Origin of the sequence: Campylobacter troglodytis (assembly GCF_006864425.1) — a bacterium.
In the GTDB taxonomy this organism is placed as follows: Bacteria; Campylobacterota; Campylobacteria; order Campylobacterales; family Campylobacteraceae; genus Campylobacter_D; species Campylobacter_D troglodytis.
Genome location: NZ_QHLI01000044.1, coordinates 1 through 23697 on the forward strand (window position 1 = coordinate 1; position 23697 = coordinate 23697).

Annotated in this window: 18 protein-coding genes and 2 pseudogenes; 6 read left to right on the forward strand and 14 right to left on the reverse strand. The window is 36.1% G+C overall.

The features are described from left to right. Nucleotides 1-886 precede the first annotated feature (886 nt). From murI to DMC01_RS09120, 6 genes and pseudogenes are all read right to left on the reverse strand, one after another. Nucleotides 887-1396 (reverse strand): annotated as a pseudogene (gene murI, locus DMC01_RS15225) (glutamate racemase); the annotation flags it as partial. Then, a complete protein-coding gene (locus tag DMC01_RS09105; protein WP_142693921.1) occupies nucleotides 1393-1875 on the reverse strand; it encodes a C40 family peptidase in 483 nt (160 codons plus the stop codon). The gene DMC01_RS09105 and the pseudogene murI, both read right to left, overlap by 4 nt. Then, a complete protein-coding gene (gene nhaA / locus DMC01_RS09110) occupies nucleotides 1872-3026 on the reverse strand; it encodes a Na+/H+ antiporter NhaA (protein ID WP_142693922.1) in 1155 nt (384 codons plus the stop codon). The genes DMC01_RS09105 and nhaA (DMC01_RS09110) overlap by 4 nt, the downstream gene beginning before the upstream one ends. Nucleotides 3027-3029: 3 nt before the next feature. Then, nucleotides 3030-4193, reverse strand: a complete 1164-nt coding sequence (gene nhaA / locus DMC01_RS09115; RefSeq protein ID WP_142693923.1) for a Na+/H+ antiporter NhaA — start codon at nucleotides 4191-4193, stop codon at nucleotides 3030-3032. Between the two features lie 878 nt (nucleotides 4194-5071). Continuing rightward, nucleotides 5072-5242 carry a hypothetical protein gene (locus DMC01_RS13600; protein ID WP_185908846.1) on the reverse strand — a complete coding sequence of 57 codons (171 nt, stop codon included), beginning with the start codon at nucleotides 5240-5242 and terminating at the stop codon, nucleotides 5072-5074. A 1291-nt stretch (nucleotides 5243-6533) separates the two neighbouring features. After that, the gene (locus DMC01_RS09120) at nucleotides 6534-6734 is read right to left on the reverse strand and encodes a hypothetical protein (protein ID WP_142693924.1); all 201 of its coding nucleotides are present in this window, start codon (nucleotides 6732-6734) and stop codon (nucleotides 6534-6536) included. Nucleotides 6735-6903: 169 nt separating this feature from the next. Between DMC01_RS09120 and DMC01_RS13605 the strand changes: the two genes are divergently transcribed. Continuing rightward, nucleotides 6904-7050, forward strand: a complete 147-nt coding sequence (locus DMC01_RS13605) for a hypothetical protein (RefSeq protein WP_185908847.1) — start codon at nucleotides 6904-6906, stop codon at nucleotides 7048-7050. A 62-nt stretch (nucleotides 7051-7112) separates the two neighbouring features. Here DMC01_RS13605 and DMC01_RS09125 read toward each other — a convergent pair whose 3' ends face one another. Further along, on the reverse strand, nucleotides 7113-9482 hold the full coding sequence (locus DMC01_RS09125; RefSeq protein ID WP_142693925.1) for a ribonucleoside-diphosphate reductase subunit alpha: 2370 nt from the start codon (nucleotides 9480-9482) through the stop codon (nucleotides 7113-7115). A gap of 10 nt (nucleotides 9483-9492) precedes the next feature. Beyond that, on the reverse strand, nucleotides 9493-10824 hold the full coding sequence (gene purB / locus DMC01_RS09130) for an adenylosuccinate lyase (RefSeq protein WP_142693926.1): 1332 nt from the start codon (nucleotides 10822-10824) through the stop codon (nucleotides 9493-9495). A gap of 69 nt (nucleotides 10825-10893) precedes the next feature. Between purB and DMC01_RS09135 the strand changes: the two genes are divergently transcribed. Next, nucleotides 10894-11802 (forward strand): RluA family pseudouridine synthase, encoded by a 909-nt coding sequence (locus DMC01_RS09135; protein WP_142693927.1) that lies wholly within the window; start codon nucleotides 10894-10896, stop codon nucleotides 11800-11802. 691 nt (nucleotides 11803-12493) lie between these two features. Here DMC01_RS09135 and DMC01_RS09140 read toward each other — a convergent pair. The 3 genes and pseudogenes from DMC01_RS09140 to DMC01_RS09150 all read right to left on the reverse strand — a co-directional run. Next, nucleotides 12494-13066: pseudogene (locus tag DMC01_RS09140) on the reverse strand (hypothetical protein); the annotation flags it as partial. A gap of 158 nt (nucleotides 13067-13224) precedes the next feature. Continuing rightward, entirely contained in the window at nucleotides 13225-14364 is a 1140-nt protein-coding gene (gene traF, locus DMC01_RS09145) for a conjugal transfer protein TraF (RefSeq protein WP_142693928.1), read from the reverse strand. Between the two features lie 53 nt (nucleotides 14365-14417). Continuing rightward, nucleotides 14418-14852, reverse strand: a complete 435-nt coding sequence (locus DMC01_RS09150; protein WP_142693929.1) for a trehalose-6-phosphate synthase — start codon at nucleotides 14850-14852, stop codon at nucleotides 14418-14420. 738 nt (nucleotides 14853-15590) lie between these two features. Between DMC01_RS09150 and DMC01_RS09155 the strand changes: the two genes are divergently transcribed. Next, on the forward strand, nucleotides 15591-16295 hold the full coding sequence (locus DMC01_RS09155) for a hypothetical protein (RefSeq protein WP_142693930.1): 705 nt from the start codon (nucleotides 15591-15593) through the stop codon (nucleotides 16293-16295). 849 nt (nucleotides 16296-17144) lie between these two features. Here the strand turns inward: DMC01_RS09155 and rlmN are convergent. Then, nucleotides 17145-18236, reverse strand: a complete 1092-nt coding sequence (gene rlmN, locus DMC01_RS15235; RefSeq protein WP_246059158.1) for a dual-specificity RNA methyltransferase RlmN — start codon at nucleotides 18234-18236, stop codon at nucleotides 17145-17147. Between the two features lie 614 nt (nucleotides 18237-18850). After that, the gene (locus DMC01_RS09165; protein ID WP_142693932.1) at nucleotides 18851-19567 is read right to left on the reverse strand and encodes a phosphorylase family protein; all 717 of its coding nucleotides are present in this window, start codon (nucleotides 19565-19567) and stop codon (nucleotides 18851-18853) included. 284 nt (nucleotides 19568-19851) lie between these two features. Here DMC01_RS09165 and rsmA point away from each other — a divergent pair, with 284 nt between their 5' ends. Both rsmA and DMC01_RS09175 read left to right on the forward strand, forming a co-directional pair. Beyond that, nucleotides 19852-20655, forward strand: a complete 804-nt coding sequence (gene rsmA / locus DMC01_RS09170; protein WP_142693933.1) for a 16S rRNA (adenine(1518)-N(6)/adenine(1519)-N(6))-dimethyltransferase RsmA — start codon at nucleotides 19852-19854, stop codon at nucleotides 20653-20655. Then, complete coding sequence (locus tag DMC01_RS09175; protein ID WP_142693934.1) at nucleotides 20624-22666, forward strand: ribonuclease J; 2043 nt, start codon at nucleotides 20624-20626, stop codon at nucleotides 22664-22666. Before rsmA ends, DMC01_RS09175 begins: the two co-directional genes overlap by 32 nt. 255 nt (nucleotides 22667-22921) lie before the next feature. On the opposite strand, the gene DMC01_RS09180 is transcribed toward DMC01_RS09175, so the two are convergent. Beyond that, nucleotides 22922-23152 carry a hypothetical protein gene (locus DMC01_RS09180; RefSeq protein ID WP_142693935.1) on the reverse strand — a complete coding sequence of 77 codons (231 nt, stop codon included), beginning with the start codon at nucleotides 23150-23152 and terminating at the stop codon, nucleotides 22922-22924. A gap of 44 nt (nucleotides 23153-23196) precedes the next feature. On the opposite strand from DMC01_RS09180, the gene DMC01_RS09185 reads away from it, so the two are divergent. Further along, a complete protein-coding gene (locus DMC01_RS09185) occupies nucleotides 23197-23625 on the forward strand; it encodes a hypothetical protein (RefSeq protein ID WP_142693936.1) in 429 nt (142 codons plus the stop codon). Nucleotides 23626-23697 lie beyond the last annotated feature (72 nt).

The window sequence follows — 23697 nt, forward strand, 5'->3', positions numbered from 1 at the left end:
ATCAAAGCCTTGAATGTTTTGAATTTAAAAACTTGAATTTTTAATGCGTTTAAATTTTATCTTCTAAGCTTTGAGCTTGTTTTGAATTTAAAGGCTTTTAAATTTAATTTTGTTTGGTTGCTTTAAATTAAGTGTTTTTAAATTTAGGATTTAAAATTCAAGGCTTAGATCTTAAATCTTGCAACTTACCCAACTTGAAACTTCTTTTAATGCATTTTAACTTTAAACTTATAAACTGTTTTTATACTTTTAAAGCCTAAAATAAGGCCTTGTTATTTTGATTACAAGCTATAAAAATTGCGATAAATTCAAGCTTGAAACCTAAAAAGATCTTTGTTTAAATAGCCAAAAGCTAGTCTTAAGTATTAAGGCTTTGTTGTGCTGTGAATTTTACTTAAATTTAACACCATTAATCTTAAAACCCTACAAAGTTTTAAATTTATACACCAAGCCAAAGTTTAGCCGTGTTTTTTAAGGCCCTAAGATCGCTTGAAGCGTAGAATTTAACCTTGCTTTTAAGCCTTTGCCTTTTAAGCTTGAATTTGCGTTGAAGCTGATCGGCTATGGCATCTCCTGAGTGGATTAATCTTGTCTTTTCTCCAAAATAGCCCTGCAAGGACTTGCTTAAAAGAGGAAAATGAGTACAGCCCAGTATCAAGGCATCTATTTTTGCTTGTGAGTGCTTATCCTCTTTAAATTCTTTGGTGCTTTCTCGTTTGTTAAGCCTTGCTTCTTGATTAAAATTCTTAGTTTGTAGTTCAGTAAAGCAGTGGCTTGAATTTGTATGTGAGCTTCTTTCAAGTAAGAGTTTTTCTTCAAAAAGGCTTGTGTTTTTAGAGTTTATTAAAGAATTTGCTTCTTTTAGATCTAAATTTTGCCTTAAATTCAAGGGCTTAAAATAATGATCAAACAAGCTTTCTACAAGCTGTCCTTCAAATATGCCCTCCTCAACCATAGGCACAAAAAGCCCGGTAGCAAGAGCAGTAATATTATTAAAACCAGCCCTTAAAAGCCTTTTTTGATACTGTTTTGAGCTTATGGTCGCCCTTGTGCCAAGTACTAAAATTTGGCTGTTTTTATCCTTTAAGGCCTCTTTTACAGCCAAAATCCCAGCATCAATCACTCCAAATACCGCAAAATCAGCATTTTTTCTTAATTGATCCAAGGCATAAGCACTAACAGTATTGCAAGCAATTACAAGCAGATCAAGCTTAAAGGGCTTGAAAAACTCCAAGGCCTCAAGCGAAAAGCGGATAATGGTATCCTTATCCTTTACCCCATAAGGAACCCTTGCAGTATCGCCATAATAAACAAGCTCATCAAAGAGCCTTGCTTCAAGCAGACTTTTTAAAACAGTTAAACCACCAACCCCACTGTCAAATACCCCAACAGTCATTTAATATACCGTCTTGCTCCTAGGTATTTAGGCTTCCAGTAGCTATTATTCAAGGACACCTTTTTTACCCCACCCTTGGTGGATAGGTGTATAAACTCATCATTTTGCACATAAATGCCAACATGAAGTCCATTAGGTCCCCTTCCTGTTTGAAAAAAGAGCAGATCTCCGCTCTTCAAAGCCCCCTTTGAGATCTTTTTTCCGCCCTTCATTTGCATAACTGTTGTTCTTGGGATCTTGGTGTTAAAGTGCTGAGAGAGCACAGTTTGAGTAAAGCCAGAGCAATCAGCACCCTTAGCATTTACCCCACCTAAGCGGTAGGGAGTTTTTTGCCACTGTTTTTGAACTGTTATGAGCTTTGAGCTTATATTTTTATTACTTAGCTTGCTTACTGTTTTATTATGACTAGTTGCAGAACAAGCATTGAAGATAAGAACAAAAAGAAGAAGGCTTAGGAAAAGTTGGAGCTTTTTTATCATTTTGCAAAAAACCTAAGATAAATAAAGCCCACTATGCCAGAACAAAATGAAGCCATCAAAATAGCCAAATTATCAGCGTAATTAAATGTGTCAGCTGCAGCATAGGCAAGTCCGTCAATAAACAAGGACATAGTAAAGCCTATGCCTGTTAGTATGCAAACCCCATAAAGCTGCTTGAAGCTTGCACCGCTTGGAAGATGGGTAAGTCTTAGCTTTATACTAAGCCAGGAGAAGAAAAAGACCCCAAGCTGTTTGCCTATGAAAAGCCCTAAGAAGATGCCTATGCTTACTTGAGAGAAGATATTTGAAAGCTCGATCTTAGATAGATCAACCCCTGCATTTGCAAAGGCAAAAAGAGGCAAGATCACAAAGGCTAGCCAAAATTTCAAGCTTTGATAAATTTCTTCTAAAAATGGCTCTCCATCCTTAGTATATAAGGGTATAAAAAAGGCTGTAATAAGCCCTGCTAAGGTAGCATGAACCCCGCTTTTTAATACGCTAACCCACAAGATGATAGAACAGATTAGATAAAAAGAAGGTCTTGTGATCCTAAATAAATTCAAAAGCAATAGCACTATAAGTATAACCCCAGCAGTTACCAAAGCAAAGATAGAAAGCTTACTTGTATAAAAAATGGCTATGATTAAGATCGCACCCACATCATCAAAGATAGCCAAGGAAAGCAAGAAGATCTTCAAAGAACTTGGAATTCTACTGCCTCCAACCATAATCAAAATAGCCAAGGCAAAGGCTGTATCAGTTGCTGTTGGTATAGCCCAGCCTCTGAGTGCATAGCTATCATCATAATTTATCAAAGCAAAGATCAAAGCAGGAACTATAATGCCTCCAAGGGCTCCAAAAAGGGGCAAGATGATGTGCTTTGGGTCTCTAAAATCTCCTTGCGTGAATTCTTTTTTTAACTCAAGCCCTATGGCAAAGAAGAAGATAGCTATAAGTCCGTCATTTATCCACAGTAAAAAGGGCTTGAAAAGCTCAAAAGAACCTATCTTAAAGCCAACAGGCAAATTTAAAAACTCGTTATAAAAGCCGTTGTAAATGCCATTTTCCACCCATAGGGCCAAGACAGTAAAGAGTATCAGCAAGATACCACCAAGGGCGTCATTTTTTACAAGAGCTTTGATCTTTTCCACAGCCTACACCTTTATCTCAGTTTTTATGAATTTTAAATACACATAAGCCACTATAGCACTCATAAAGCTTGCAAGTAAGATGGCTAATTTATCAGCTTGTCCAAAAGCATCAAGATCTGAATAAGCAAGCCCGTCAATAAACAAGGACATAGTAAAGCCTATGCCTGTTAGTATGCAAATGCCGTAAAACTGTGCATAGCTTACATTATGTGGCAAATGAGCAAGTCTTAGCTTTATACTAAGCCAAGAGAATAAAAACACCCCACACTGCTTGCCTATGAAAAGCCCCAAGAAGATGCCAAGGCTAACGGATGAAAACAAGGAGTTAAGATCCATACCCCTAAGATCTACACCAGCATTTGTAAAGGCAAAAAGAGGCAAGATAAAATAAATAACCCAGGGGTTTAAATCCGCATAAAGTGCCTTTAAAAAAGGCTCCTCATTCTTTCTTTCTAGGGGTATAAATAAAGACACTATGACCCCAGACAGGGTAGCATGAACCCCACTTTCAAGCATAGCTATCCACAAGATCACGCCCACTATGAAATAAAAAGGCAGTTTGCTTACACGAAGATAATTAAGCAAACACAAGGCTCCTATACAAAGCACGCAAACTATGCCAGCAGCCAAGGAAAGCTCACTTGTGTAAAATAAGGCTATGATGACTATGGCTCCTAGATCATCAAAGATAGCCAGTGAAAGTAAAAAAAGCTTTAAGGAACTTGGAATCTTGCTTCCTAAGAGTATAACTATGCCAACAGCAAAGGCTATGTCAGTTGCCGTTGGTATAGCCCAGCCTTTTAAGGCGTAATTATCTTCTATATTTATAGCAGTGAAGATCAAAGCAGGAACTATCATACCTCCAAGGGCTCCAAAAATAGGCAAGGAAACAGACCTTATGTTACGAAGCTGTCCTCTTAAAACCTCGTATTTAAGCTCAAGCCCTATACAGAGGAAAAAAATCGCAATAAGCCCATCATTTATCCAATGCACCAAGCTCTTTGAAATTCTAAAATCATTTGCCTCAAAGCTGATCTCTATATGCAAAAAATGCTCATAAATGACACTTAAAAAGGTATTTTGACAAAAAAGCGCAAGTAGGGTAAAAAATATGAGTAAAACGCCAGGAAAGGTCTCGCTGTGTATAAGCTCTTTAATCTTTGTCATATTTTTTCTTGCCTTGTGGTTTTTAAACTTAATTATACTTTAAAAATGATTAAATAAAGGTTAATTTTATGGTAAAACTGTGATTTTTGATACTTTGTGAGTAGTTAAAAGGAAACTTTAATTAAATTTAGCACATATAAAGCTTGGCATTTTGGCTTCTTTGTAAAAAAGAATTTATCTTTTATTTATCTTAGCACATAGAAAGCATTTTAAAGACATATAGGCAAAGTATCTTAAAAAGCCTTGTTGTATTAAGCTTGCGATCCAGCAAGGATTATAGAGCCTAAAAAATATCTCAAAGCCAAGTTTTTTTAGAAAACGAAGTTAAAAGTGAAGTTTCTCCCACAATGCACGGCTTCTTTGGCAAAGGAGCTTGTTTATCAAAAGAATTTTTTGTTTTTAAGCATTTAAATTAGCTTATTGTTTATCAAACAAGAAGGCTTTTAAACCTTGATTTAAATTCAATTCCAAAGAAGGCTAGTTTCTAAAAAAGCATTAAATTTGAATTTATCATTATTACAAGAAGTAAAGAAGCTTGACATTTTCTCAAGAAAAAGCTCACAAGATCATAAAAATTCACATCAGTGAATTTTTTAAGCATCCGCAAAGATCTAAGAATGATAAAGCTATCTTTTTGCTTTGCCTTGAATTGAATTTTGTTCCCTTTAAATTTAGACTTTTTTGAAAAAGAGTCAAAAGAATGAGAAACTTAGCGAAAGCTTTTAAAAGGCTAGTTTTAAGGATAAGTTATTGTTTTAATGAGGGTGGTGCTGTGAATTTAAAGGCTTGAATTTTTAGCTTTTAACGCTAATTTTCAAAGTGCTTTGATATTTTGTAGCTATATTAAAGACTAAAATTTTAAGAGTCCTTTCGGACTCTTAAGCATAAATGTCTAATCCCCCATTGCTACTACTGCTAGTATCTCCTGATGAAGGAGTTTCTAGTATAGCCGCTACTGCTTCTTCGCTAGAATCAACAGCATTTTTAAGGGCATTCGTGCTTGTCGCAACAAGTAATGATGCATTACTTCCTACACTTGAAACCATCATAAACCTCCTTTTGATTAGTTTCATTTTGTATATCGGACTTTTTTCTTCCTTGTTTAGATCATTGAGGGCTAAAATATTTAGAATTTATGAGAAAAATTTGCAAGAAAGAAACTTGAATTTAAAGGCTGAGCTTAGAATTATAAAACATTTGGCTTAAGATACTTTAATAGGATTTTCTCTTATCGATTTTAGCAAACTTTGATAAAGATTTTGTCCTAAATTTTTCATCTTAATTCTGTTTTTTTTAAGTGAAGGGCAAAATTTTCTCTTTAGCCATGAAATTTGGCAAGTGTTAACTTTGCAAAGCCCTAGAAATTCACAATTTCGTTTATGTGGTTGTGTCCCTTTGCAAACTCGTTTTTGTTATGCTTTACTCGGTAATGTGCCTTTGTGCCGAAATCCACCAAACCATCATAAGCCTTGAAGTCTTCCTGTAAATTTCACTTTCTTTAAGCTCCGCCAAGTCCCTTATTATAGGCAACAGCTCTTTGACAGAGCAAGTGTTTTAGCGTATAAACTCGTGCGATTGCGTTTTAGCATACCTTCTCGCAGAGGGACAAGAGGCTGAACGAAGTAAAAACAAAGGTCTCTTTTTTCCAGCCCCACGCCCCCCTTTTTCCACAAACACGCCTTGCACCTTCTGCTAACAGTTACAAGTGTAACGAAGTAAAAAGTAACTTTCACCCTCTTCAACCGCTCATTTTCTAAAGAAACTTCGTCTTGCTGATTTTTTCGCACTCTTTAAAGGTTAAAATGCGAATTTCTAGCAAAATTCTATTCACACAAGCACGAGTTATTTTGCAAATTTGAGCGTCTTTTCGCCTCTAAATCAAGGCTTCTTGCAAATTGCAAGAGGCTTAACGAAACAAAAACATACTTCGTAATTCCTTAAATTTCTTTTGAGACAATTAGGGAATGAATCATATACTTGTTTTTTCATCTAACTCTTTATACTTTAAAATGATCTTGTATCAAATTAAAGTATCTTGAGCCAACATTTAAAACTTAGAAACATTGCAAAAAATTCACAGCTAAAATTCACAACCAAGCCCTAAAAAATTTATATTTGCGTGAATTTTTATAAAAATTACAAGCTTATATTTTAGCACTTTAAGGATAGGGTGAAAATTAAAAAATGTTATGTCAACAAAGGCTAACAGCAAAGCGAAAATTCACGCAAAACCTTAATTTTCAGTTAAATTTAAGTCAAAGGTGCATACAGAATACAAACTACGGAAAACGAAATACTGAATTTTTGTCAAAATAAAGCCATAGAAAAATTAAAAGTCCGTTATCTGTCCTCCGTTTTCAGTAATCCGCACAAAGACGAGCCAGCCTTGTGAATTTTATGGATTGCCACGACTTCGCAAAGCGAAGTCTCGCAATGACGACCCACCCCCAACCCCCTCCGCAAGGGAGGGTGCCATCTTTTTTCTAACTTTAAAATGGCAAAATCTACAGCTTTTTTGGTTGTGGATTGCCACGCCCCCACTTTGTCAAGGCTAGCAATGACGGCGTGGTGTGAATTTTTATGATTTTAAAGCCTAGATTTCACAGATTTGTCAAAACAAAGGCGAAAATTCACGCTTTTTAACGCTAAAATTCACAAATTCGCTTAAAAGCGTGAATTTTCCATTAAATTAAATCAAAGGTGCAGTATTTTGAGCGAAAAATCCTTTTTGGCAAACGAGACTAGACTAAAGAATGCGGTCTGCCGAAGTTTGTCAAAAAGGATTTTTAGCCAAAAGACGAGCCTGCCTTATGAATTTAGCCTAAAAGAAATGCAAAAATTCACAAGAAACACCTAAAATTCAAGCCAAAATTCAACAAAAGCATCCGCAAGACAAGCCGTTACAATGCCATAAATCCGCTACTGACACCCCTCACACTCAATGCTACGGTCTGCCACATCCACCTTTGCACTATCCGGGCTTTCGCTTCTTAAATAATAAGTCGATTTTACACCAAGTTCATGTGCAAGGGTGTAAATCTCATTAAGATATCCCCCACTTGCCTTGTCAAGCGACATAAAGATATTTAGGCTTTGTCCCTGATCTATCCATTTTGCACGAATGGCAGCAGCCTTTATGAGTATCTTTTGATCAAGCTCATAGGCTGAGGTATAATAATCCCAAGAATTAAGATCTAGCTTTGGCACCACAACAGGTATCATACCGCTTAAATTTTGCTCGAACCACTTTTTTTTGTATATAGGCTCTATGGTTTGGGTGGTGCCTACTAGTATGGAAATGCTCGATGTTGGTGCGATGGCCATTAAATAGCCATTTCGCATCCCGTTGTTTTTCACCCTTTCGCGTAATTTCTCCCAATCACAGTCGCTTTGATCAAAAAGCCCCTCTCTTAAAGTCAGTGCCTTTGCCTTTGGATTTGCCAGATCTATGGGAAAGATGCCCCTGCTCCAATTTGAACCCTTAAAATCAGGATAAGAGCCCTTTTCAAAGGCTAGATCCGAACTAGCCTGTATGCACTCAAAGCTAATATACTCCATAATCCTATCTATCTTGTGAAAATGCTCCTCACTACCCCAATAAATGTGATTTTCTGCTAGCATTTGAGCCTCGCCCATCACTCCAAGCCCTATGCTGCGAGATCTTAAATTTGTATCCTTTACCTTCATATGAGGATAAAAATTTAGATCTATGACATTATCAAGCATTCTAACAGCTGTTGGGACAACCCTTTGAATGTCTTCTTTGGTGTTGATCTTGCTTAAATTTATACTAGCAAGATTACAAACAGCGGTCTTGCCCTCGTTTTTGAATTTTTCTACTATATAAACCTTTTTGCCATTTATACTGTCAAGGGTTGAGATCTTTTTAGCCTTTTTTATAAAACCTGTGTCGATCTTAATTTCTTCTTCCTCATCAAGATGCAATTCTGTTTTATCATCAAAAACAACTCTTATTTGATAATAATTTGGCTCTGTGTTTTGAAAGATCTCAGTGCATAAATTTGAGCTTCTAATTATGCCTACGTGGGGGTTTGGGTTTGTGCGGTTGGCTGTATCTTTAAAGCATAAAAAGGGTAAGCCTGTTTCAAAATAATTAAGCAGAATCTTCTTCCAAAGATCCTTTGCATCAACTATTTCTTTTGCCACCTCATCATCTTTTTCATACTCTTCATATCTTTTCTCAAATTCTTTTCCATAAAGATCGCATAAATCCCCTGTCTCAGCGGGATCAAACAAGGTCCACTTGTCATTATCCTTAACCCTCTTCATAAACAAATCATTTATCCAAAGTGAGGGAAAAAGCTCGTGTGCTCTTCTTCTCTCCTCGCCTGAATTTTTACGAAGATCTATAAAATCATGTATGTCCATATGCCAAGGCTCTATATAAACAGCGATTGCACCCTTGCGAGTGCCGAGTTGATCGACAGCCACGGCTATGTCGTTTGTGATTTTTAAAAAAGGAATTATGCCACCTGCTGCGTTTTTATGCCCATCAATGCTACCTCCCATAGCACGAACCTTGCTCCAATCCCAGCCTATGCCCCCTCCAAATTTAGAAAGCAGTGCCATTTCTTTGTAAGAATCAAATATGCCCTCAATGTTATCGCTAGTGCTTCCTATGTAGCAAGATGAGAGCTGATGACGTGTGGTGCGAGCGTTTGAGAGTGTTGGGGTGGCTAGCATTACTTCAAATTTGGAGATTAAGTCGTAGAATTTCTTTGCCCATTCTTGGGGATTAAACTCATTTTGAGCCAAAAACATAGCAATGCCCATAAACATTTGCTGAGGTAGCTCAATCGGCTCGCCCTTTTTGTCCTTAATCAAATACCTATCATAAAGGGTCTTTATGCCAAGATAGGTAAATTGCAAGTCCCTTTCTGGCTTAATGTAGTTGTTTAAATCATCTAGGTCGTATTTTTCTTTAAGTCCAAGCAAAATCCGCCCTTCCTTTTCTCCTTTTTCAAAATATTCTCTTAGGTGATTATAGCGGTTTATCCCACTTACCCTCTTGTGTAAGCTATATAAAAAAAGCCTTGCTGCAACAAAGGTCCAATCAGGACAGTTCACATCTATCTTATCTACTGCAGTTTTAATTAGTGTTTCTTGAATTTCTTTGGTTGAAATTCCATCTCTAAACTGAATTTTTGCATCAAGTTCTAGCTCACTTAAATTTACCTCATTAAGCCCCTTAACAGCATCGGTAGTGCATTTTCTAATCTTAGAAATATCTAATTCTTCAAAGCGTCCACTTCTTTTTACAACCCTCATAACCCCTCCTTCAATCTACAAAAACCCTTCCAAAAATCGCATCAACATTCTTTGTAAAATATCCAAAATCAAAACACTCTTTTAAATCTTGCACACTCATCTTTACTTTTAACTCATCATCATTTAACAAAGCCTGTAAAAATAAGCTCTCTCCCTTGTCATTCACAGCATTTTTGCCATTTTGCAAGTCCTCCCACACCCTCATAGCATTGCGTTGCACGATTTTATAGGCATCCTCACGGCTTATGCCCTTTAATGGTAGCTGCAAAAGCACCCTTTGAGAAAAGACAAGCCCTCCTGTGAGCCTTAAATTTTTCATCATATTTTTAGGATAAACAAGCAAATTTTTTATTAAATTTCCAAGGCGAATGAGCATAAAATCCGCCGTTACAAAGGCATCAGGAAGTATAAATCTTTCCACACTGCTATGGCTAATGTCCCTTTCGTGCCAAAGTGCGACATTTTCAAGGGCTGGCGTTACAAAAGAGCGAATTACGCGGCAAAGCCCTGTGATATTCTCGCTTAACACGGGATTTCTTTTGTGGGGCATAGCACTGCTTCCCTTTTGTCCTTGAGAAAAAAACTCCTCCGCCTCATACACTTCGGTTCTTTGCAAATGCCTTATATTCACAGCGATTTTCTCGCAACTTGCTGCTAAAACGCCAAGTGCTGATATGACAGTAGCGTATCTATCTCTCTGGATGATTTGATTTGAAATGGGTGCTGGCTTTAAACCCAAATTCTCGCACACTTTTTCCTCAAATTCAAGCGGGGCGTGGGCGAAATTTCCCATAGCACCGCTTAATTTCCCATAGCTTATGCACTCTTTTGCGTTTTTAAGTAAGCTTAAAGCGTGTTTAAGCTCATCAAACCACACAGCCAAAACAAGCCCAAAGGTAATAGGCTCACCGTGAATTCCGTGGCTACGTCCTACCATAAGGGTGTCTTTAAATTCAAATGCCCTTTTTTTAAGAGCGTCAAGCAAAATTTGCACATCCTCTATGATGAGCTCAAGGCTGTCTTTTACCTGCAAGGCAAGAGCCGTGTCTATACAATCACTTGAGGTCATAGCATAGTGCAAAAAACGGCTTTCCTCGCCTAAATTCTCACTTACGCTTGTTAAAAATGCGATGACATCGTGCTTTGTGGCTTTTTCTATCTCGTCAATGCGTTTTATGTCAAATTTGGCATTTTTAAGGATTTTCTCGCAGTCTTTATCATCGATAAGCCCAAGAGCATTCCAAGCCTTCACAGCAGCAAGCTCGACTTGAAGCCACGCGTTATACTTCGCCTGCAAGTCCCATTTTTTCGCCATCACTTCTCTGCTGTAACGAGCTATCATTAAGCACCTTTTGCTACAATTTTTAGAAAAAATGATTATAGCTTAAATAAAATTATAAAAGGTTTAAATTTGGCTTATAAAAAAATTAAACTTATAAATACTCAAAAACCAGCCTTTAAAATCCTAATGCAAAATTTACAAATCCCTATGAGCGAGGCTCAAAGACTCATAGCAAAAGGAAGGCTTTTTTGTGATGGAAGGGTGGTGAGTGCTAAGAATGAGCTTTTAAGTGGAGAGCTTGAAATTTTACTTTATGAAAACAATCCTCGTGGGCAAAAGCCTATTTTTGATAATCAAAACTTTGCTGTATTTGATAAAGAAAGTGGGGTATTGTCCCATCCAAATGGCAGACAGTGCCCATACAGCCTTTGCGATGAAATTTGGCAACTCTTTGGTAAAGAAGCTTGTATAGCTCATAGGCTTGATAAGGACACAAGTGGTTTGATCCTGGTGGCAAAAAACAAGAAAACACAAAGAAGCTTGAAGGCTTTGTTTGAAAAAAGGCAAATTCAAAAGGAGTATCTAGCCCTTGCAAGTGGAAAGACTCCGCTTGAATTTGAGGTAAATGAGGCTATGGATTTGGAAAATTCTTATGATAATGTAAAAACTAGAATGCGAATTTGTTCTGTGGGAGGAAGATCTGCTATCACCAAATTTAAGAGGCTTGAATTTTTTGAGGATTTAAATGTCTCACTTGTGCTAGCTCGTCCGCTCACAGGTAGACAGCATCAAATTCGTTTGCATTTGTTTCATATGAAACACAAAATTTTAGGCGAGCCCTTGTATGGCTTAGAAAAGACAGACATTGAGAGGATCTTAGATAAAAAAATTAGCGAAGAAGAAAAAATATCACTTACAGGGGCAAAGAGGCTTTGTTTGCATTCTATTCGCTTGATCTTTGAATTTGAAGGAGAAAAATTTGATATAAGCTCAAAAAGAGACATAAGGGCTGAATTTTTAGCAGCCTTAAAAGCATAAATCAAGCCACACTATGCGTTTTAAGCTTTGAAAAAATTTAAGCATATAAAAGATTTTAATAAAGCACTAAAAGAACACACCGCAAAAATTGTTTAAGAAAAAATTTGTCAAAAGCTTGCAATCAAATGTGAAGCATTTTATCTTTATGCATTCCATAAAGAGTTTAAAACAAATTTTAAGCACTCTTGAATAAATGAGGGTATTGTGAAATATATGAGCTTGAAGGTCTTCGCTAAGTTTGTTTAAAGGCTCTAATTTGAAAGCTCTAAGTTTTGTTGTATAAACCACTTTATCAAATTTGTTCTTCTATGCACAGCAAATGATATATTTGGCTTATAGATGAAAGATTAGAAAAACTTGTAAAAATGATTATATCTTTCCCTAACTTAGAGTAAAGACAGTGGTAGACTTTGGCTAAATTTAGACCTTCAAAAATGTTTTTGTGTTAACTTGAAGGCTCTTTGTAGCTTTAATCTTCTAAAAAGCTTGGCTAGCACCATTTTATTAGAGTTGTTAGTTCTTGCAAAGTGTGGTTTTGCGAGGATATTAAAAGACTTATTTGACAATATGCTTTTTTTAATAAAACACAGTCTCTCAAATTAAAATGGCCTTAAATTTAGCTTTCTTTATAATGCCTAGCTTGTCGTATTAAGGCAAAGCATTTAGGCATAGTAGCAAAAAATAGGCTCAATCCAAACTTAAGCGGATTTTGCTTTATCGTTTTTAGCAAGATTTTATACAAATCTTGTTGCTTAATTTTGGCATTAGATCTAAATTTAGTTTCCTTGAAATGAAGCATAAAATTTTACTTCCTTTAAATTTAGCTAAGCTATGTTTAGTAAAACCTCAGAAATTTTCTATTTAGGTGTTTTCGCTCCGTGGTGGGCAGGCTAAAGCCTCGCAAAAGCTTGCCACATAGCTTCAAAAGGCACTGCAGGGCAGAATGTGATTTTGCCATTTGCAAACTCATTTTTAGAATGCTTTACTCTATAATGAGCCTTTGCTCCTTCTGCTACGCAGTTGCAAGATGAAACGAAGCAAAAAATAACTCTCAACAATTTCTATTTCACCTTTTTGAAATATTTTCACATTCTATTGTGATTAAGATTCTAAGTTGCTTAAAGATTCTCCATAGAGTAAGCTCTGAAATTTGAGTGATTTTTAAAACTTTAAAAGCTTTAATATCAAAGCACAAATATTTCAAAAATTTCCTAAATTTCTTTTGAGACAATTCGGTAACAGACTTTTGTTTTTCACCTTGCAAATCATAGCTTGAAGCTTTTTTATTAGAGCTTAAGTTAAATTGAACAAAAAGCTTAACAAATTCCACTAAAAATTTATAGAATTTGTTAAAGCTAAGAGTTTTAAAGCTCAATCCTTTAATGAGCTTTATTCATAGAAAAATCTCAAATTTTAAAAAAACTAGAATTCAAAATTTCCACCAATTTGTAAGGAGAAATACCTAGGATACCTCTTATCATTTACCCTAACTTCCTTTGTTCCAACAGCCACTCCAAATTCAAGCAAACCAACCCCAGCACCAAAGGATAAGATAGCTCCGTCATTTTGACGAAGATCCTTTGCTATACCCCATCTTGTATCTACATAGGGGTGATGAAACTCAGCTCCAATGCCTACCTTTTGAGATCTTTGCTTAGGTTTGCCATAAGGAGAAAGCATGGAATTACTAGTTAGATCAACATCACTAGCCACAGTAAAATAGTCCTCAAAATTATAAGATAAGCCCAATCTTGCTTGAGGATGCAGAGTTAATTTGCCATCTGAGAATGTAAATTTAGGTCTATTTAAATTCTTAGCTACCACACCCAAGGAAAAATCAGGAATATGCTCAGGCGAATACACAAAGCCAGCGTCAATGCCTATATTTGTCTTATAGCTAGATTCTGCTCCGTTTACAGCTTTTCTAAGCTCGTCTCTTATGGTCCTTCTATTTGTATTTGCTTGAACGCGAAGAGAGCGACTAGAATGAGACATGTTCATAAATTTCAAAGCCACACCCCAGCTTAGATTTCCTGAGGGGGTTTCCACAGAAAGTCCGTAAGAAAGAGGTATTTCCATAAGATCAACCCTTCTTATATTAAAGCGGACATTGGCATTGTTTATATTTGTCTCATTATTTGGGATAGAGCCTGTGAAATTTGAAGCCACATAGGTACTTTGTGCAAAGCCTACTCCAAAATTCCCATAAGGAAAAAGCTCGGGTGCTTTCAAGCCCCAAACATTCTTAATCTTAACACTTAGATAATTATCCCTAAGTAGACTATTTAAGGAGGAGGCATTGTCTATATTATTAAATCTTTGCTTGAAAAGATCCAATAAATTTTTCTCAAAAAACTCCCCTCCCAAACCATAACCAAATCTAGCATTTGTGTTAGAACCAATTAGGGCTGGGTTGTAAAAAATGGCATAGGGGTTATCTTGCACTGCTACTCCAGCACCTCCCATAGCCATAGATCTGTGTCCATACTCGTTAAATTCAAGCGCATTTGCAGCCAAAGCCAAGCAAGAAATGGCTGCCATCCTAGAAATAACCTTCATCATCTATCTCCTACAATCTAATTAAGCTAATTAAGCTAATTAAGCTAAAGCAAAAACTATACCAAAAATAAAATTTTCCCTAAAATCAAGGCAAAAAGGCAAATAAGTAAGGCCAAATGATGATAATATCGCCTAAATGGATCAGGCCTTTTAAGCACCAACAAATACCAAAACGAAATGGGTGTAAAGATAAAAAGCAAGGCAATGAGGGCAAGTTTAAGCCAGAGCATTTTTTGCACTGAATTTTGCCAAAAGCCCAAATCCCCACCCATATAAAAGCTCGCCAAAAACGCCCCACTTAAAAGTAGTAGTAAAAAGCTAGGAGCAAAAAGCAAGACGCTAGGCTTTAAAAGCTCGCGTTTTAGGCTTTTAAACTCAGCCTCGTTTCTTCTTTTTTTAAAAAAGCTAAACACAAAGACATCATAAAAAAGATAGCCTATGACTATGCAAGCACAAAGTAGATGCAAAATTTTAATGATAATATAAAGCATATCTTGCCTTTCTTTGAACTGTTTGAATTTGTTGATCTTTCCCAAGTGATGAACTTTGAAATCCTTTCAAATTCAACATTAAAAGAATTAGTTTTTTGATAGAGCATTGTTTAGCCCTATAAATTTTTTATAAGCTTTGATATACATTTGTAGTGGACATCGCCCACCACAAAAAGCCATAAAATAGCAAAAATATTACAAACACTGTGAATTTTTACCCTATTTTAATCAACTTAAAATTCACGCTTCTTAAATTAATTTATGAATTCTTGCTTTAAAATCATTGAATTGTTGCCAAAATTCACAAAAAATTCAAGCTTTTTAAATTTAACTTTTTTGTCAAAAACCGTTAAAATTCGCCACGCCCTTGTCATTTTGAGCCTTTCATAGAAAGGCGAATAAGCCGTCAATTCAAGGCATTGTGCCACAAAATTCGTGGCTTCTTGGCACAGAATGACAAGATAAGGCAAATGCCTTGAATTTATAGCTTCTTCGTCTGCTGTCGCATACTCAAAATAACAAAATATAACATTTTCTTAATTTGCAACACTTTTTACAAAAGAGCCTTTTTGAATTTCAACATTTTTTATGAATTTTATATTAAAAGCTGGTGAATTTTATTGCTTTGTGTGAATTTTTGCATTTTTTATGTAAAAAATTCAGTGAATTTTTCTCTAATTAACCCTCACTTTAAGAAACTTATATAGAATTTCAAATACAAAAATGAAAGGCATTGAAATGGAAGATAAGGCAAGGCACGATGAAGTTAAAGATCAAAGCAGTGAAAAAAGCAAAGATTCCCAAGAAGGCTTAGAAAATGAAAGCCAAAACACAAAAAGCAACTACGATTTAAATTCTTATCAAAAGAGCGAAAATTCACAAACCGTTAAAAACATAGAGTATCAAAGATACCATCTAAGTAGTGTCAAACAAAAGGCGTATATAATGATGATTTGCTATGCCTTAGCTTATTTTGTCATCCCTCTTATAGTGGCTCTTGTCTTTCATATTATGCTGGTGCTTGAACTACAAAGGGTTTCTGGTAGAAAGGGCTTACTTTCTAATTTAATGCTTAGCATTATTTTGCCCATTGTGTCCTTTCTTCCTATCTTTATAGCCTTATTTTATTTAGTCCTTAATTATGGCGAAGTGTTGATGAAAGATTTTGTAGAAGAATTATTGGGAGATAATATATGGGGAAATATTATACTGTTGATAATTGTACTTCCTGCTTATTATTTCAACTATCTTTACAGCAAAGAATTAGCATATCTCACAAAGCAGCCTTATTTTATGCACTCTTTTTGGGCTGCTCTTGTATCAACTTTGTTTGGCATTGGCTCTGGTACAATTTTCCTCGTGCTATGTATTTTATTTGGTATAATCTGCTACATTTTTTATATAATAGCTTGGATAAAATGCAAAGAAATAGTAATGAAGTAAAAAGGCTCTGAATTTTTGTAAGCTTACTTTTCAAAGCCTTCTTGTGAAGACATACTAAGTTTTAAGTCTAGCCATCAATTTTTCTTTTGCCTATGTGGATCTAAAATTTTCACTGAGCCTTAATCTCAAATTCTAACCTTTATATACTGCCACAATGAAAAAATTCATAGCAAATTCGTAAATTTTCACACAAGGATTAAAAGGTTTCTTGTGAAACAAAAGTAAAATTCACAAAATTCTAGGCTCCAAACAAATATTGATTTTAGATAAATACCATATTTGTCATTCTAAGCTTAGCTAAGAATCTACGAATTGATGGAGAAATGCTTTGAATTTATAAATTCTTCGCCAGTAGCTCAGAATGACAAATCAACACTTTTTTGAAAAAGAGCCAAATTACATTTTAAAAACACCAAAATAAAGGCGAAAATTCACGCTTTTTCAACTCAAAAATTTACAAATTTGCTAAAAGTGTGAATTTTTTACCTACATTTTGCGTAAAAAATTACAAAAACGCTTAAATAAAAGCGTTTCAATGGGCGAAGTATTTTTGATAAGAAAGTACTTTTGCGGGGCGTGGATAAAACTGAAAGCGAAGCGTTTATCAAGCTCCGCAAAAGTACTTTGCTGCAAAAAGACAAGCCCGAGATTACTTCAAATTAGAGCGTTTGATCGCAAGCGATAGCAAAAAATTCACACCAAATTTACACGCAAGACAACGCTACTTAATTTATCTTTTCTCATTTTTAAGCACATAGATAATCCCCCCTATCCCAATGCCAACAGCTATAGCAAGAAAGATCAATTCTCCTATATCCAAAACAGTCATTTTTTCCCTTTCAACGCCCTTTAAGAATTATTTATGCTTCTTTCTTTAAGCTGCCCACACGCCGCACTTATGTCAAGCCCCTTGCTTTGCCTAATGGTGCAGCTTATCCCCTTTGTGCTTAAAAAATCTTGAAAGCTCAGCGCCTTTTCAAGGCTTGGACGCTTGTAGGGGCTTTTTTCGTGGGGATTAAAAAGTATTAAATTCACCTTTGCCTTAATGCCATTTAAGAGCCTTACAAGCTCTCTTGCCTGACTTAAATCATCATTTACGCCATCAATTAGCAAATACTCAAACATCACCCTTTTTCTAGCATTTATAGGAAAATTTCGCACCGCATCCATAATTGCCGCGATATTGTAAGCCTTGTTTATGGGCATTAGCTCGCTTCGCAGCTTGTCATTTACAGCGTGCAAGGAAATCGCCAAAAGCACACCCAAATCAAGCTCTCCAAGTTCTTTAATCTGCCTCGCAAGTCCGCTAGTGCTGATGGTTTGCCTTTTTACGCTTATGGCTAAGCCGCTATTATCGCTTAAAATTCGCACGGCTTTGGCTACATTTTTAAGATTATCAAGCGGCTCGCCCATACCCATATACACGAGATTTACACGGCGTTCATAAGGAAGTTTGTTTTGCTTTTTTATCCACAAGACCTGTGCTACTATCTCGCCAGCTGTTAAATTTCGCTTAAAGCCTCCCTTTGCGGTAAGACAAAAGGCACAGCCGCTCTTGCAGCCCACCTGAGATGAGATGCAAATTGTATAGCGAGTATGCTTTAAAACCCTGCCCTTTTCATCAAGTATTTCAGGCTTCATAGGCAAAAGCACGGACTCTATCAACAAGCCATCATTTAGACGAAAAAGATATTTTATGCTCTTGTCCGCACTTTGCTCGAATTTCATGCATTGCAGGGGCGAAAAGTGGAATTTTTCGCTTAAATTCTCTCTCATTTGCCTTGGCAAGGATGACATTTGCGAAAAATCATCGGCGTATTTTTGGTAAATCCACTCGAAAATTTGTTTCACACGAAACCTTGGGGAGATGATTTCTTCTAGTTCCTCTTTTGTGAAATCAAGCAAATTTAGCCTTGTGGGATTTTTTGTAAGGTTTTGAATTTTTGGCAAGGCTTTGACTGTGTATGATAAATTTTGATTTTGTGAGTTTGCTGTGAATTTAGAAGTTGAAATTATTTCTTGTGAGCTTGTATCTTGTGAAATTGCTGTAAAATTGATAGTTGAGTTTTGATTTTTTAAGTTTAAAATTTGCGAATTTGCATTTTTAAGATCTTGCTTTTGTAAGGCTGTTTTGTTTAAACTATTTAAGTTTTGTGAATTTGCCTCTTGCAAGTTTTGTTTTTGTAAGCTTGTTTTAGCTAAATTTGAAAAGGCTTTTGTGTCATTTTTTTTAAGATCGCTTTGTTTCAATTTAGCATTTGCCACTTTTAAATTTGAAACATTTTTCGTATCTTTAATTTTTGCCAAGGTTTTTTCTGAGTTTTTTATTTTGGATTTTAAATTTAAATCATTTGATTCTTTTAAATTTTGCAAATTTTTAAGTTTGGCATTTAAATTGAAATCATTTGAATTCAGTTCTTTTGAATTTTTTGGCTTTTTTGTGTTTTTAAATTTAGCCCTTGAATTTAGATCCTTTACATTGAGAACTTTTGAATTTTTTTGATCTAAATTCACTGTCTTTTCTTTGAAATCTTTACTCATTTTGCCCTAAGTTTTTAAATTAAATTTTTCTCTTGCAAAAAATTTTCTAAATTTTTCTTCGCCTGTGCGTGATGAAGCAAGAAAAATTCGTGTGCATCTTTGTCGCAAAAATTTGTCGCACACAAAAAGCAAGTGGCGGGAATTTTAAAATGCCTTGCCACACTCAAAACCGCAAAGGCTTCCATATTTTCAAGCTCCAAGCCCAAACTCACAAATTTCTCCGCTATGTTTTCGTCCGTGCAGATATAATTTGACGAATTGCATTTTTTCGTTTCATATGAAACATTAAGATTTATTTCACACTCAGCAGGGCTGTAAAAGTTGCTTATAAGCTTACTTGCTTCTATGTTAAAACAGTGTCTAGTTTCATAAATCTCAAGTAGTTTCAAAATATTGTTTTCTTTTTGATTAGCTTGACTCTTAAGCTCTTGTTTGCAAGTATTTTTAGCTTGTAATTTTGCTTTTTTATCTTGTGCTTCTTGCTTAAAAAAGCTCATATTTGTGTTTTGAATCTCTTGCTTAAAATCGCTTGAATTTTCAGTGTAAGCTTTCAAATTCAAGGCATTTTCATCATTTTTTTTATAAAGCCCACAGCTTCCTATGAAAACGATTTTTTCGGGCTTTTTTTCAAGGCAAAGCCGAGTTAATCCCACACTAGCCTCAATTAAACCCACACCTATACTCTTTGCAAAGCTAAAAACCTCATTTTTACCAGCACAAACAATTTGCATTTTTCCCCCACAAAGGCTTAATTATAACTAAGATTTTTAAATGCAAGATCCTTACTCATTTGTTGGCGATTTATGCCAAAAGTTTTTTGGAATTTTTACGCCAAATTTTTTAAACACGCCTCACGCCAAAAAAGTTTTTAACAAATTATAAACAAAAAAGCAAGAAGTTCAGCAAAACACAAAGATCTCAAAAAATTCACAAAGCCTTGTGAATTTCTTTCTAAATTTTCCTTTGATTTACCAAGTATAAGTAAAATATAAGCTATCCAAAACAAAAGCAAAAAATGATAAAAGCAAAGAAAGCACTAGGACAAAACTTCTTAAAAGATGAAGGTGTTTTAGATAAAATCATTCAAGCCATTCCCAAAGAGACGAACAAAATCGTTGAGATTGGGGTTGGCTTAGGTGATTTGACGCAAAGGCTTTTGAAGGTCGCAAGGGTGCGTGCTTATGAGATAGATAGCGACTTAATGCCCCTTTTGGCGAAAAAATTTCAAAAGCAAATCGAAAATAAAAGCTTAGAGCTTTTAAACGAGGATGCAAGCAAGGTTTTTCCAAGCCTTGATACGCAAGACTTCATTCTAGTGGCGAATTTGCCATATTACATAGCGAGCAAGCTCATTTTGCAGGCTCTAAAAGATAGGCATTGTAAGGCGATTTTAGCGATGACACAAAAAGAAGTCGCCCTTAAATTTTGTGCGAAAAGTGGCGAAAGCAATTTTTGTGCATTAAGCGTTTTAACGCGTTTAATAAGCACTCCAAAGCTGCTATTTGAAGTGGATGCAAGCTGTTTTGAGCCTGTGCCAAAGGTGGCTTCTGCGGTGATTTTTTTGCAAAAAGAGCGAGAATTTAGCGATCTTTGCGAAATTAACTCTTTTGAGCGTTTTTTGCGTGAGTGTTTCAAAGCCCCACGCAAACAGCTTTTAAGCAATTTAAAATCTCACAAAGAGCAGCTTTTAGCACTTTTTGCAAGGCTGAATTTAAAGGCAAATGCGCGCCCACACGAACTTTGCGTCAAATCTTTCCTTGAAATTTATGAGAATGTAAAGGATCATTATGAACGAAGAAACTCAAAACCCACAAAATAGGCAAACAAATCACAACAACACCGCAAACGACAAGGAACTAGCCCTTAGATCCAACAAAAACTACCGTTTCAAACGCAAGAAAAAATCCCTTGAAAACTCGCTTAAAAGCGAAGAAAATCTAAATAAGCAAGGGGCAATTTTAACGCACTCAAAAGAAAAAATCATAAATTCACAAAGCCAAAATCCTCTTAGCACAGAAAAAAGTGAGAAAAAAAATAAGAAGAAAAACAAAAATCTTCCTAGCAAATTAGTAGGAGATGAGCCCTGGCAGCTACAAATGCAAAGGGTGATCGAAGCAAATAAGCTTATCCATCAAAACCGCCTTTATCCTCTTAGATCTAATAATTCTAGCGAACATAAGATTAGAATCACCCCAGTAGGAGGGCTTGGAGAAATAGGAGGAAACATCACGGTCATAGAGGATGATACAAGTGCGATCATCATAGACATTGGACTAAGCTTTCCTGATGCTGCTATGCACGGAGTTGATATAGTAATACCTGATTTTGACTATATCCACAAGATCAAAGACAAGGTAGCAGGTGTTATCATAACCCACGCACACGAGGATCACATAGGAGCGGTGCCTTATTTTTACAAAGAATTTAACTATCCTCTTTATGCAACCCCTCTTGCCCTTGGCATGATCTCAAATAAATTTGAAGAGCACGGCTTAAAAGAAGAAAGAAAGCATTTTCGTCCTGTAGAAAAAAGAAAGCCCTATAAAATAGGAAATTTTGAGGTAGAATGGATACACATAACCCACTCTGTCATTGATGCCTCGGCACTTGGAATTAAAACAAGGGCTGGAAATATCGTTCATTCTGGGGATTTTAAAATCGACTTTACCCCTATTGATGGCTATCCAAGCGACTTAAACCGCCTTGCATATTACGGCGATGAGGGCGTTTTGTGCCTATTAAGCGATAGCACAAATTCCTACAAAGAAGGCTCAACAAAGAGTGAAAGCTCTGTGGGAGCGACCTTTGATCTGATTTTTTCCAAGGCAAAGGGACGCGTGATAATGAGCACATTTAGCTCGAACATTCACCGCGTTTATCAAGCCATCACCTACGGACTAAAATATGGACGAAAGGTCTGTGTCATCGGACGTTCTATGGAGAGAAATCTCTACACTACAATGGAGCTTGGCTACATTAAGCTAGATAAAAAGATTTTCATTGACGCGGACGAGGTCGCAAAGCACAAAGACAGTGAGGTTCTAATCGTTACCACAGGAAGCCAAGGCGAAACTATGAGCGCACTTTACAGAATGGCAACGGACGAGCATAAATTCATCAAGATCAAGCCCTCAGATCAAATAATCATCTCAGCAAAGGCGATTCCTGGCAATGAAAGCAGCATAAATGCCGTGCTTGACTTTTTACTCAAAGCTGGTGCAAAGGTGGCTTATCAAGAATTTAGCGAAATTCATGTCAGCGGACACGCAAGTGCAGAGGAGCAAAAGCTTATGCTAAATCTTACCAAGCCCAAATTTTTTCTGCCCGTACACGGCGAATACAATCACATAGTCCGCCACAAAAAAACAGCTATGGCTTGTGGTGTGGATGAGAGGAATGTTTATTTGATGAGTAATGGGGATCAGGTTGAGATCTGTCAAAAATACATAAAGCGAGTAAGGACAGTGAAAACAGGCAAGGTCTTTGTGGATAATCAGATCAACAAGCAAATCGCCGATGATGTCGTAATCGACAGGCAAAATCTTGCAGACAACGGCGTGGTGGTAGTAATCGCCCAGCTAGATAAGGCAAATAAAACTCTCATAAACAAGCCAAGGGTTTTAAGCTATGGCGTGGTGGCTGATAAGCAAGATGCAGCCTTTTCAAAGGAAATAAGCGATGTTTTAACCGTCTTTTTCACAAATGCCAAGGATGAAATGCTTAATGATAGAAAATTTATGGAGGCTCAGTTTAGGCAGGTTTTAAGAAAGCATATTTTTCGCAAACTTAAAAAGTATCCGACAATAGTGCCGAGTATTTTTGTGATGTAGGGTTTGTTTCATTAAATCGCAAACATTTTTTGAATTTTGGCTGTCGCCTACTAGCAAACACCCTAATTCAAAGTAATCTCTCGCTTGTCTTTCGGTGATAAAGCACTTTTGTGGGGCTTGATAAACTTATATGTTTAATCCACGCCCCGCAAAAGCACTTTTTCATCCACAATACTTCGTGCGTGGAAAGACTTTGGTTTAAGCGTTTTTTATATGGAATTGTGAATTTTGTGAATTTTTTTATAAAAAATTCACTCAAGTGCGAATTTTCGCTTTTGTTGAAACGTTTTTGGTGTGGAATTGTGAATTTTTTATAAAATTTAAAAAAATCACGCTTTGTTTGAAAGCACCCTCCCTTGCGAAGGGGGTTAGGGGTGGGTATTCAAGGTGTCCGCTTTGAAAGTGGCGACAAGAAACATAGGTAGCAAAAACAAAGTGTTTCTGTTTGCCGTTGCAAGTGCGAAAACACAAAGTAAAAACATACATTCAAGATACAAAACCTTGTCATATTTTGTTTAAAAATGCACACTTTGTGTGAATTTTACTTGAAAATTCACATTTTTTGTCATTCAAAACGCACTTTGTATATTCGCCTTGTCAAATTCATAGCCTTAAATTTAGGCTTTTGCCTAAATTGTCACTTGAATTTTAAGCATTTTTGTGAATTTGATGTGAATTTTATAGAAAGTGTAAAAAGTCCCACTCCCTTGCGGATGGGGTTGGAGATGGGTGTCGTCATTGCGAGACTTGACAAAGTGGGGGCGTGGCAATCCACAGCCAAAAAAGCTGTAGAGTTTGCCATTTTAAAGCTAAAAAAAGATAAAAAGTCCCCTCATTTTTCCTACGCGTCTTGCAACATGTTTTGTGCAAAGAGGGGTTTGGGAGTGGTATTTTGCATATTAAAAGCAAAAATTCAAACAAAGATGCAAAGGAAGGGCAAAATTAAAGGACAAATATGAGCTTAAATCACAACAATAAACATCACCTAAAACAATGAAAAACGAAAACCCCACCTTCTTAAAAGAGCAAAT